The organism is Nostoc sp. UIC 10607, from assembly GCF_047228265.1.
Taxonomy (GTDB): Bacteria; Cyanobacteriota; Cyanobacteriia; order Cyanobacteriales; family Nostocaceae; genus Nostoc; species Nostoc foliaceum_A.
The window spans coordinates 37,413-48,667 of record NZ_JBIQNW010000048.1 but is presented as its reverse complement, the minus strand read 5'-3'; the positions used below and the strand labels follow the sequence as shown (position 1 = coordinate 48,667).

Genomic DNA, 11,255 nt, shown 5'->3' with positions numbered 1-11,255 from the left:
TTATGTTACGTAGATTAGCCCGCAATCATTGTTGCTCGCCTGCTTAATATTTATTTTATAAACACCCTCTTAGTTATGATCGATTCTTCCAACTGCGTTAAACTTTGGAATTGGTTAGCTGATATCAGAATTAATGCTAATCAAATTAACCTTGGTCAGCAGTCTGAGAATATGCAGGATGAATGGCAAGGCGCACGTCTAATTCGTATTCGCCAAGAACTTGCTCCTGGCATTATTGAGAAAAAAGCCAGACATTTAATAGAGACTTCTGTAGAAGATACTAGAACTAAAGAGGAACTAAATAAACTGCCGCCTACGCTGAAAATTCCTTCAGCATCTAGTGCGACTGGCTTATTCCGACTCAGCGCGACTAACCAAACTGGATGCGTAGCTTATCTATCTGTGGCGCGTGAATTACCACAAAGAAAAGCTCGTGGGCAAAGTTGCTATCGCTCAACCGATACTCTAGTAAAACAAACTGGGTTAAAGATAAGTCAACTCTCTAAAAAACCTCCATTTGCGGGTCGCTGGCCTACTCCCAACCCCCTTGAGATTGTCGTTACCTTACGTCAACCAGAAGATAATCCTGATGACCTAGCGGCTCTTGTGGAGTCACTACGCTACGGTTTTGGTCACTACAGCGATTGGACAGGTTTGCCTGCTCCCCTATTTTTTGAGCGTGTTGTACGGGACTACATCAGTGATTTTGCGATCGCAGATGAGGACATTGAATCAGAGCAAGATTAAATATGCTGCCAGTGTAGAAAGAGGTTACTAATAAATTTACAACTTGAAGCAGGTATTATTTACAATCAAACTCGCAGAAAGATGACTGTTAGAATGCATCCCGACGCATTGGCATTGTAAGGAGACGCATTAACAATGCCAATTCATTATCACCAATTAGAAAAAAGAATGCGGCAAATGGACCATTTGTAGAGACGCGATTCATCGCGTCTTTACCAAGGATGTGTTGCAATCATTAATTGAATTGGTATTAGCATTGCAAGGGGATTCATTGGCATTACAAGGGATTGCCAAATTTAATTCGCTACAAATTAATGAAATAATGCTGTACTTAACAAGCCAAGGTTAGCACTCTAACCTAAAACTTGAGTTTATTGAGCTTAGTGAAACCCCAGAACAAGCCCGAAAGCTGGTAAAAATAGTGTGATTGACATAGAGATATCAAGGATCAATTAGGCAAGGAAACTACTACCCTGAATTGCGTATAACCCGTATGGTCTATGGCTTTAAGTCACTTTTCTAGATTTTACAATATAAGTAAGACATAAAAATAATGCTTCAATATATGAAAATACTCTCATCAGAGCTAGTCCATTTGGGATTTGGCAAATATGTGCGTTCTGACCAAGTAACAGCAGTTATACCAATAGAAGAAGAGCGAGGCCCAGGGCGAAGAACCTTTGTTCACATTCAAGGGCAAAGCGATCCAATTATCGCCTCTCGTGCTGAAGATACCATCGTGCGTGATTTAGTACAGGAGCCACGCGAGGTTACTCAAGCCCGTCAGCAGCAAGAAATTCTTCAAGATTTATTGGTAAATCTGGGTAATGTTAATTCGACTGTGCGACGAATTAGCCGTGATGAAGGCACTTTGGATCTTGATTTGTTAGAGCGACGAATTAAGCAAGTCCTTGAAAATTAATTGCAGAAATCAGCAAACTAAATAACGGAGAACGATATTGCTGAATACAATTACAGACCAAGTTTCAGTATCAGAGACACAAACAAAATCACCAAGATTGTGGATACCTGAACGGGTACTGTTTACACCTGCTGCCTTAGATGAGGTTTGGGGGCAGCAGATTCTTGCACGTGTGCAGTCACTCAACTTACCAATAGAAGAATTATCACAGAACCGTCTGAAGGGACTGCGCGGTGAATCTGAGCGGGATACTTACAACATCGCCAAGCGTACCTTAGCAGTGGTTACTGCACCACCCAGTTCTTTTAAACTGAGTCCCATCCCACCTTCTGCGGATTGGCAGTTTCACATTGCCGAAGGTTGTCCGGCTCACTGTCAATACTGCTACTTAGCTGGTAGCTTGTCGGGGCCACCTGTAATCCGCGTTTTTGCCAACTTACCGCAGATATTAGAGAACTTAGCTAACTACGAGCAACAGGGTAAAAACACAAGTTTTGAAGTTAGCTGTTACACAGATCCATTGGGTATTGAGCATTTAACTGGCAGTCTTGCTGAATGTATCCGTTACTTTGGCACTCGTACCAATGCACATCTACGCTGGGTATCGAAGTTTGATGCTGTGGATGGATTACTCGATTTACCACACAATGGGAATACTCGCTGTCGGATGAGTGTTAATGCAGCACCGATTTCTGGCAAGTTTGAAGGTGGTACCGCATCCGTAGCATCCAGACTTAATGCATTGCGACGGTTGGCGTTACCACAAGAGCGTGGCGGTGGCGGATATCCAGTAGGCTTGGTGATCGCGCCAATTATGCCGATAGACGATTGGCAGATGCACTATAGTTATTTGTTTGAGCAGATAAACGAGGCACTGGATTTTGACTGTGATCTTACCTTTGAGTTAATTTCCCATCGGTTCACGCCTGGGTCAAAAGAAGTGTTACAAACTTGGTATCCGCAATCAAAGTTAGAGATGGATGAGGCAAAACGCAGTATCAAGCGTAATAAGTTTGGTGGGACGAAGTACGTTTATGATAAGGACACCATGAAGGCGTTACGTTGCTTTTTTGAGAGTGAGATTACCAGACGCTTTCCAAATGCTGAAATTCTTTATTGGACTTAAAAGACCACTTCGCTCAAATACAGTTTGAGCAAATTAATTATTGGACAAAAGAGCGATCGCATCTAAATGATCGCTCTCTTTTCAGGTTGCTCAAAAGCTGGTGGGTTAGGCTAAAGCCATAACACACTCACACCTGTAGGGGCACGGCACTGCCGTGCCCGTTGTACGGCATCTGAATGGGAACCGCTCTATCTCTATATAGATGGTCTCTTACCTTTGAAATCTAGTTTGTCTACTACAGCAAGCTGAAATCTGCTGTAAGTCGAGCTATTGCAAGTTAAACTTGCCCCAATTCCTGGGTTGGGCTACGCACAAAACGGGATAATTTGGGCAGATTACAGGCGGCGTTATACATTAATAAGTGTATCTGCAATACCGGACTTGTTCTGGCTTAGTCTCAATAGCAAAGGTTTGGAGATGTTTACTTTATCAGAAACTTCTATCCTGGCGGCAATCCTACTGTTAGCTTTAGGCATTTTGGGCTGGGGCTTTTATCGCGCCAGACCTTTTGGTAAGCTGGGAATCTTAGCCTGGTTACAGTCGGTGGTGTTGATGACTCCCTGGCTCCTGTTTTTTGGATTGTTTGCCGCAGGGATTTACATCAATATAGCGGGTATATTGTTCTTAGTAGTGACTTCCGCTGGATTGTACATCTACTTGGGCAGCCAGTTACGCGCAGCTGGGCAAGATGCTATCCTCAAGCAACGCGCAACAGAAAGACTTGCCGCTGCTTCCTCACTTGAAGCAAATTCCTCACAACCAACAGCAGCAGCACTGAAACCGGAGATCCCGCCGATACCGGAAGATGACTTGAATGCAATTAAAGGCATTTTCGGTATCGATACGTTTTTTGCCACAGAAACGATCGCTTACCAAGATGGAGCCATTTTCAAAGGCAATCTCCGAGGAGAACCAGAAGAGGTTCACAACCGTCTAACTGCAAGTTTGCAGCAACGCCTTGGCGATCAATATCGTTTGTTTTTAGTAGAAAATACAGATGGCAGACCAGTGGTAATTGTCTTGCCAAGCCGCAATGATCCCCGGCCGATGTTGTTATCGCAAAAAGCTTTTGCAGGTCTTCTGTTGGTAGCAACCATTGCCACAAGTTTAGAAGCTGCGGGATTACTGCTGAATTTTGATTTCTTTGGCAATCCAGGGCGGTTTAAAGAAGCTTTGCCTATAGGTGCTGGAATATTTGCGATTTTAGTAGCTCACGAAATTGGTCATTGGTTACTTGCTCGGCGTCATCAAATCCGCCTTAGCTGGCCTTTCTTTTTGCCGGCCGTGCAAATTGGTTCCTTTGGTGCAATTACCCGTTTTGAATCTCTGTTGCCCAACCGCAAGGTATTATTTGATATCGCCTTGGCAGGGCCAGCCGCAGGTGGTATCGTTTCTTTGGTAATGCTGGTGACGGGCTTGCTGCTTTCCCACCCAGGTAGTTTATTTCAATTGCCAAATCAGTTTTTCCAAGGGTCGATTTTGGTGGGAAGTTTGGCGCGAGTTGTCCTTGGTTCGTCTTTACAGTCGTCCTTGGTAAGTGTTCATCCTTTAGTGATAATTGGTTGGCTGGGGTTAATTATTAACGCTTTGAACTTAATGCCCGCAGGACAACTAGATGGTGGGCGCATTGTCCAGGCGATTTATGGCCGCAAAACCGCAGGACGGGCAACGATCGCAACTTTAATTTTACTGGCGCTAGTGTCTCTCGGTAATACTCTTGCCATGTACTGGGCGATCGTGATTTTCTTTTTGCAACGGGATCAAGAACGCCCCAGCTTAAATGAAATCACTGAACCTGATGATGCCAGAGCCGCTTTAGGGCTTTTGGCTCTATTCTTAATGATTACCACACTTCTACCCTTAACTCCCGGCTTGGCTGGGCGTTTGGGAATAGGATAGTGCTTATGGAGCCAACACCCAAATAAGCAATATCTGCAATTCGAGCTGGTAAGGGCATGGCAATGCCATGCCCCTACGAGAAATCTATATGTATCAGGATTTTTGTGAATTGGTATGAGTACTGCCAAAATACGACCTGCCCTGATTGTGAAAGTTAGTTTCACTGGTTATACCAGCTTTTTCGCCACTGCTGCATTTGCTTAATCTCTGTATTTTGTGCCTTGATAATTTCTTGGGCTAATTGCTTAATTTCAGGGCGCTTAGACTTACTCAAGGCATTTTGTGCCATTGTTAAAGCCCCTTCATGGTGAGGAATCATCGCATTGATAAAGCGCAGATCAAATTCAGCATCAGCTGCACCTAGATCCTGACTCATCATCATGGCTTTCATTTGGTCAGATGACATCTCCATCATGTGACCCATTTGACTGTTATAAGCCATTGGTTTATCTCCCGCCTTGGGATACCAAGCTTGTCGCCACTGCTTCATCTGAGTGATTTCTTGGTTTTGCGATTTGATGATATCGTCTGCTAGTTTTTTGATTTCAGGACGTTTTGATTTCTGCTGCGCTTCTTTAGCCATTTCTACAGCCCCTTGATGGTGCGGTGTCATAGCGTCGATAAACCGTAAATCAAAATCAGCATCGGCTGGGCCTAAATCCATTGCCATGCTGTGATTCATGTGATTGTTGTTAGCATTGGTGGTGGTTGCCTTTGGCGCTTCGCTTTGGTTCTGGGAAGCAGTACTGGTACAGCCTGTGATTAACCCACCGCCTGAAGCGATCGCAGTCAAGGTTAACGCCAAAAAGCCGTTCCTCAAAGATAGCAGTTGCATAAATCTCACCTAACAGTTTCCTAATTCTATATTTACCTCCTAGCTTTGCAGCTAGAAATGAAATTAGGATGAAATCTAAAAATCCCCGACTTTTTTGATGAGTCGGGTATATTGCAGTTCATTGTTCACTCAAAATTGTGTAAGCATCATTAACTAAGTGCATTTTCTCTTGAGCTTGTTTTTGTAGTTGCGGCTGATTAACAAACAAATCTGGATGCCATTTTTTTACTAAAGTTCGATAAGCCTGCTTTACCTCAATTTGGGAAGCATTTGTTTGCAATCCTAAAATGCTGTAGGCACGAGTAATTTTATCTTTTTGTGTCTGGGTTTTGGGTTGGTTGGGTGCTTTATTGCTTTGAGTTGCATTTTGCTGTTTGCTAGTTTGAGAACCAGGCGATGTCTGACGACAAGCTTTAGGGCTACGCATTTCTGCTTTCATTTGTGCTATTTCTTCATTAAGTTCCCAATCACGAAATTTCGCCTCCACCTCTTCTGGACGGGGAGAGGGAGAAGCTTTTGGCGGTGGTGGAGAAACAGATTCTACTCTTGTCCCACTATTTTTAGCAGTATTTTCCTGTTGTTGCTTAACACTAGTATCTTTTTTAGGAGAAGTTTGAACTCTCTCTGGCTGTGGTGAATATTTTCTATTAGTGTTGCTATATGTAGGTATTTCTTTATAAACTTGATGATTGGAGAGGATTTTGACTTTCTCTAACTCTCGTAGCAACTGATTAAAACCGTTCTGTAACTGCTGCAATTTTTCCCGTCTATTAGTAATTTCTAGCGGTTCTTGACTAAATTCAAAGCAAATTACTTTTTCAGCTTTTTGTTCATATTCAGTCAAAAGTGATAACCCTTGACTGCTGAAAATAGATAAATAATCTTCAATTGCAGTTATACAAAGTTTAGCAACTTCTTGATGATAAGATTCCTTTACCAATTGTTCGTCTTGCTTTTGGATATTCTTATTTAACAAATAAGAAATACTCCCGACGACAGCAGCACCCACCGGGCCACCTAACAACCAACCAATACCGCCACCAACAGCGATAGAACCAGGTTCACTCAAATCATCAGTATTACTTGACTTTGGGGGTAGTGTTACTTGTGGTTCGCGGGGAAAGGGAATTAATAAATCTTGCGGTCGTTCTTCTTGGAAAAACTCGTAAGCTTGATAAAGCCATTTCATCGCAGACAATTGCAATTCATTCAGGTCTTTTTTAAGAGTATTTGTTTGCCAAGTTTTAAAGTTATTTTCTGCCAATGCAACTGCCGCATCAGCTTGATATTTTGTGATTAGGTTAGGTAATGCTAGCCAATCGCTTAATTCTTTCACGCTAGTAGCAAAACCTTTATAAATTAAATTGGCTGCTTTTTGTTTAATTTCAACTTTAGTATTTTGTTTATCATCAAAAGATTTTATTTCAAGAGCAATCGGGTCAATTTTAGCTGTTAATGAGAGTTGGATTTGAGAAGCGATCGCTTGCACTCTTGGCAAACGAACACTACCACGATTTGGTTGAAAAATCCCCACAATATGTTGCAAAGCTGTTTCAAAAGCCGCTAAACCGCTACTATTAGCAGCAGCAACATCGCCTTTTAATCTAGCTCTTAAGGCAGGTAAAGCATCAACGCGATATAAATTACTAAAACCTGGAGGTAATTCGGCTCGAAAGCTTTCCGCAACAAACAGCAGGCGATTTTGCACCTGTTTTTGCTCGTCGGGTTCGAGTAAGTTCATAAAATTGGCAACAAATATAACTGTTTTAATACCGCGATCTAATAGCCAATCTCGTAAGTTTTCCCGTTCACTTAAAGTCATTAACTTACGTGCATCTAATAATTGAATAACTAAATCTGCACTTAATAGTTGTTCTCGGATTAAATTATCTTGTTCATCCCGATCATTTGTTCCCGGTAAATCGAGAAATTCTACACCTGTTTCTAAAAAGGGATGTGGACAAAAAACTTCCACAGATGCTACATCTTTTCGCATCTGTCTATTGCCATCAAGAATTGCAAATTGCTGTAAAACTTCTGTGCCACTGCGATAGATTTCTGTCCCATCTACCAACATGATGCGAGTCCGCACATCAGAGCCATACTTGACAGTAATTGCCGCACCTGTGGTATGAATTAAATCAATTGGTAAGGTGCGATTCCCTAGCATGGCATTCAGTAAGGTAGATTTGCCATGATTAAATGGGCCAAATACTGCAATGCGAAAACTAGGATTAACCAGATGATTGCAAATGGTAATTATATCTTGATGTAGTTGCGATTTTCGTTCTAAATTCAGTAACGTAGATGCAGATTTGAGAGAATCTGCTAAATCCTTATAACCTTCATACTGTTGTTGCATAGTTCCCCTATTCCTCGTTCCCAGGCTGCGTCTGGGAATGCAATTCATTGAGGCTCCGCCTCATATTTTTATGGTTATGGGAGGCGGAGCCTCCAAGTAGGCATTCCCAGCTAGAAGCTGGGAACGAGAGTAACGAGAGTAATTAAATATATTAGCTATAGTAAGCTAATAAGTTGCTATAAGCTGCCTCGATTTTTTGCAACTGAGCTATTACATTTTCTTGTAATTCTTTTAAACGGTTTAACTCACTCTCACGATTTATCTCACGGGTTTGTTTTTGCTTGACTAAATTATCTAATTCAGCCTTACGAGATACAATATCATCGTTAATCCGCTTACCCACTTCTCTTTCGTAAGAGTCAAAACACTCTTTAACGGCATTGTATACAACTTGAGATTGCTCATGTGCGACTTGGGGTAGGTGTTTAACCAACTCTTTTTTCGCCGTTTTAACTAACTCTTTACGCGCTTGATCTGCTTGCAAAAATCCTACTCCTAAACCTAGCAGCGCAAACCCGATGGGGCCAAGCAAAACTCCTGTCACTGCTGTAATTATCCCGCCAATACCAATTACAGTAAAGTAGTTTAACAAGATATTTTTCCAATCAAATCCGGCCCCGGCTAGTGCAAAACCAGCAAGATTTCCCTTAGACAGCGATAACAATCCCATTGCCCATTTTGCCCAGCCGGGAGAGTTATCTTCTTCAGTAGTAGCAGTGGTATTTACCTTTACATCTTGTCCGGTGAGCTTTTCTGTAATTTGATCTGTGACTTGACTGTAAGAAGTACCATATTGTGAAGCTTTGCGAGAAAGTTCTTTAAAAGCTGCATTGATATCTTTTTCAGCAGTTAATGTCCAAGCAGCAGATTTGTCGGTGATATATTGCTCAAAGGCTTTTTGCAATGCAGTGTTAAATGCTTCTCGTTTACCACTACTGAGAAAATCAAACAAATTTAATTCCGGCTGATAGCGTAAGAAATCGGTTTCAAAGGTGTTACCTAAGTTTAAAACGTAGCTGCGAAAAGATTCGGAAATTGTTCTTGCTTGAGTGTCTCTTGTATTGATAATTTCTTTTTGGAATTCATCCCGAATACCAGTGAGTTTGTTAAACTCTGGTTCTACTGAATCAATTCGTTTTTTCAATTCATTTACATCTTGGTCAAGCAATGGTATACGTCTTGCAACTGCTTCGCGGGTATGATTGCAGGCTTGTCTTGCTAAGGTTCTGACTTGACGAAGTTCTGCGATCGCACGTTCTCTGGTAAGAAAAGTATTAAGCGCTTCCATAAACTTCGGAAAGCCTGTCCCCTCTAAATCAGCTTGGGGATTTTTTAACCGTCGTCTGAGTGCTTGAATTGAGGAAAGCTCAAACACGCGTTCTTCATAAAGATTCTGACCTTCTACAGTACAATATTCTGCTAAATTCGCGTTAAATACTTGCCGTAATCTATTCTCAGATGCTTTTAATTCTTCTACATCATCAGGATCAATTAATGATTCTCGCACTTGATCCCAAGCATTAACTAAGAAGAAAACTGTCAATCCTCGACCTTTAATATAATTTTCTAGGTAGCGACGCTCACCCAAGGTACAAGGTTGAGAAGCTCTCATTACAAACAAAATTGCATGGCAATTATTTACATAACCCAAAGATAATTCGTTTCGCGCTTCTGTATCATTCAATCCTGGACTATCGACAATTTCAATTCCCTTCTCTAATAATGTTAGGGGATACTCGACTACTGCATAATCTACATCTGGAAAAGCTTGTTTTTTCTCCTGCTCTAATTTTTTAGCTTCAGCCGGATCAATAGTATATTTATATTTAAAATTCTGAAAATCTAGCTGTTGTGGACTTTTACCATCATTAAAATGAATGGTGACTTTCTTTTCTGGCCCATAGCGTAAAACTGTTAACACTGCGGTACAAGGGTTAACATCACTCGGTAATAAGTTTTCCCCAATTAAGGCATTGAGAAACGTACTTTTTCCTCGTTTCATATCGCCCAATACCAAAAGGCGAAAGACACCTTGCCGGAGGTTTTTACTAGCTACTGTAATATCTTCAATATCTCGTTCTAAACTGAGTTTACCTGATGAAGAGTCTCCAGCCAATTCAGCTTTGTTAATTGTTTCAGCTAGTTTGCTCAAACATACAGAAATCTCCGATCGCACTTGAGCAACACGCTCTAAATCTTGGATAAATCTATCAGTTGCTACTTTATCAGTCATCATAGTTACACCTTTATTAAAGATTGGTTTTTTTAGATTCCAAAAATAATTTGTAAGACATCCACCCCAGCGCACCAACAATAATAAACCCAGCCAACACTGAGGCTATTCTCACTGCAACTAGTGTTACTACACCAAGAGCAAACAGCTTTCCAGCCAGAATCGCTTTTTTGATCCAAGGTTTCTGGGAATTTTCTGGCTGATGCTTCACAGTTTGATGAAAAGCCGCATCGGTAGCCTGGATGTTAGTTTCCATTTCCCGGAGTCGCAATTCAACTTCTCGTTCTCGTAATATCCGTTCCCGTTGTTCAAGTTCCTTTTGGCGATCGCTTTCAGATGTCATCGATATCTATCCCGTCTAAGACAATGAAAAGATGTCAGCATTTACTCGTTAATCATGCTGTATCGTAACTTACGTAAATATTTAATAACCCCAGTAAAATTACTATTTTAATTGTCTACTAAATTTAAGCTGGAGTTAGCTACCACAAAATGCATCTGCTTCCCAGAACCAAAGCAAAGCACCAACTACTAAGGTGCGGCATCATTTACGGTAAATGATGCCTACTTCTTGCCCGTTACGCCGTCTGTTTAGAAGCTGCTTTTGAGTCTGCGGTCAATTTTAACCGGGTAATGGTAGCTTTACGAATGCGCTCGCTCTTGCGTACCCCGCCTGTCATCTCATATTCCCGGCTGTCTTTGCCATACTTCAACGCCACACCACAAACTAAGCGTTCTGAAGTTTCCCGAATGGTCTTTTCAAGGGTTTCTATTTCTGCCTTTGCTGAGTCAAGGGCGGTGAGCATCATATTATACTGGTCAATCTGGTTGCGGAGTCGCCCGGTTAACTGGGTTAAATTGTTTAAACTGATAGAATCACCAAAGTCAAGGCTGGAATCAATTGATTTAAATCCGATTACTTTCTGTTCAGTTTTTTCCAGCACAGGAGAGCTTCTTTTTTTGCGTGGCATCTATGTATACTTTTTACTAAACTTACCTTTCTAGAGTGTCTCAATAGGACAATGTTGTGGTTCAGTAAAACTGGCAAAAAAAGGTATTTTTTTTAATAAGATTAGATTGCTATGTCAGTAATTATACAAGGCGAGACAACAAATCGTTGAGAATGGACTT

Annotated in this window: 9 protein-coding genes; 4 read left to right on the top strand and 5 right to left on the bottom strand. The window is 41.4% G+C overall.

Going from position 1 to position 11,255, the window contains the following annotated elements; all coding sequences use genetic code 11:
* Positions 1-75: 75 nt before the first annotated feature.
* The 4 genes from ACEYW6_RS27345 (at position 76) to ACEYW6_RS27330 (ending at position 4,694) form a co-directional block, all read left to right on the top strand.
* Positions 76-747, top strand: a complete 672-nt coding sequence (locus ACEYW6_RS27345; protein WP_412982230.1) for an RNaseH domain-containing protein — start codon at positions 76-78, stop codon at positions 745-747.
* A 565-nt stretch (positions 748-1,312) separates the two neighbouring features.
* Positions 1,313-1,669 (top strand): hypothetical protein, encoded by a 357-nt coding sequence (locus ACEYW6_RS27340; RefSeq protein ID WP_190896616.1) that lies wholly within the window; start codon positions 1,313-1,315, stop codon positions 1,667-1,669.
* Positions 1,670-1,772: 103 nt separating this feature from the next.
* Positions 1,773-2,795 carry a spore photoproduct lyase family protein gene (locus ACEYW6_RS27335; RefSeq protein WP_412982234.1) on the top strand — a complete coding sequence of 341 codons (1,023 nt, stop codon included), beginning with the start codon at positions 1,773-1,775 and terminating at the stop codon, positions 2,793-2,795.
* 417 nt (positions 2,796-3,212) lie between these two features.
* Positions 3,213-4,694 (top strand): site-2 protease family protein, encoded by a 1,482-nt coding sequence (locus tag ACEYW6_RS27330; RefSeq protein ID WP_412982233.1) that lies wholly within the window; start codon positions 3,213-3,215, stop codon positions 4,692-4,694.
* Positions 4,695-4,854: 160 nt separating this feature from the next.
* On the opposite strand, the gene ACEYW6_RS27325 is transcribed toward ACEYW6_RS27330, so the two are convergent.
* From ACEYW6_RS27325 to ACEYW6_RS27305, 5 genes are all read right to left on the bottom strand, one after another.
* Positions 4,855-5,529: a DUF305 domain-containing protein gene (locus ACEYW6_RS27325; protein ID WP_412982229.1), complete on the bottom strand. Its 675-nt coding sequence runs from the start codon at positions 5,527-5,529 to the stop codon at positions 4,855-4,857.
* 118 nt (positions 5,530-5,647) lie between these two features.
* The gene (locus ACEYW6_RS27320) at positions 5,648-7,891 is read right to left on the bottom strand and encodes a dynamin family protein (protein WP_412982228.1); all 2,244 of its coding nucleotides are present in this window, start codon (positions 7,889-7,891) and stop codon (positions 5,648-5,650) included.
* 151 nt (positions 7,892-8,042) lie between these two features.
* Positions 8,043-10,124, bottom strand: coding sequence for a dynamin family protein (locus tag ACEYW6_RS27315; RefSeq protein WP_412982232.1), 2,082 nt, complete (start codon positions 10,122-10,124; stop codon positions 8,043-8,045).
* A gap of 16 nt (positions 10,125-10,140) precedes the next feature.
* Positions 10,141-10,467, bottom strand: coding sequence for a DUF3040 domain-containing protein (locus ACEYW6_RS27310; protein ID WP_196510608.1), 327 nt, complete (start codon positions 10,465-10,467; stop codon positions 10,141-10,143).
* 235 nt (positions 10,468-10,702) lie between these two features.
* Complete coding sequence (locus tag ACEYW6_RS27305; protein ID WP_412982227.1) at positions 10,703-11,095, bottom strand: hypothetical protein; 393 nt, start codon at positions 11,093-11,095, stop codon at positions 10,703-10,705.
* Positions 11,096-11,255 lie beyond the last annotated feature (160 nt).

Bases quoted from the DNA above. Each gene is read 5' to 3' on its own strand.
- ACEYW6_RS27325 (WP_412982229.1), bottom strand. From the start codon at position 5,529: ATGCAACTGCTATCTTTGAGGAACGGCTTTTTGGCGTTAACCTTGACT.
- ACEYW6_RS27310 (WP_196510608.1), bottom strand. From the start codon at position 10,467: ATGACATCTGAAAGCGATCGCCAAAAGGAACTTGAACAACGGGAACGG.
- ACEYW6_RS27345 (WP_412982230.1), top strand. From the start codon at position 76: ATGATCGATTCTTCCAACTGCGTTAAACTTTGGAATTGGTTAGCTGAT.
- ACEYW6_RS27320 (WP_412982228.1), bottom strand. From the start codon at position 7,891: ATGCAACAACAGTATGAAGGTTATAAGGATTTAGCAGATTCTCTCAAA.
- ACEYW6_RS27315 (WP_412982232.1), bottom strand. From the start codon at position 10,124: ATGACTGATAAAGTAGCAACTGATAGATTTATCCAAGATTTAGAGCGT.
- ACEYW6_RS27330 (WP_412982233.1), top strand. From the start codon at position 3,213: ATGTTTACTTTATCAGAAACTTCTATCCTGGCGGCAATCCTACTGTTA.
- ACEYW6_RS27340 (WP_190896616.1), top strand. From the start codon at position 1,313: ATGAAAATACTCTCATCAGAGCTAGTCCATTTGGGATTTGGCAAATAT.
- ACEYW6_RS27305 (WP_412982227.1), bottom strand. From the start codon at position 11,095: ATGCCACGCAAAAAAAGAAGCTCTCCTGTGCTGGAAAAAACTGAACAG.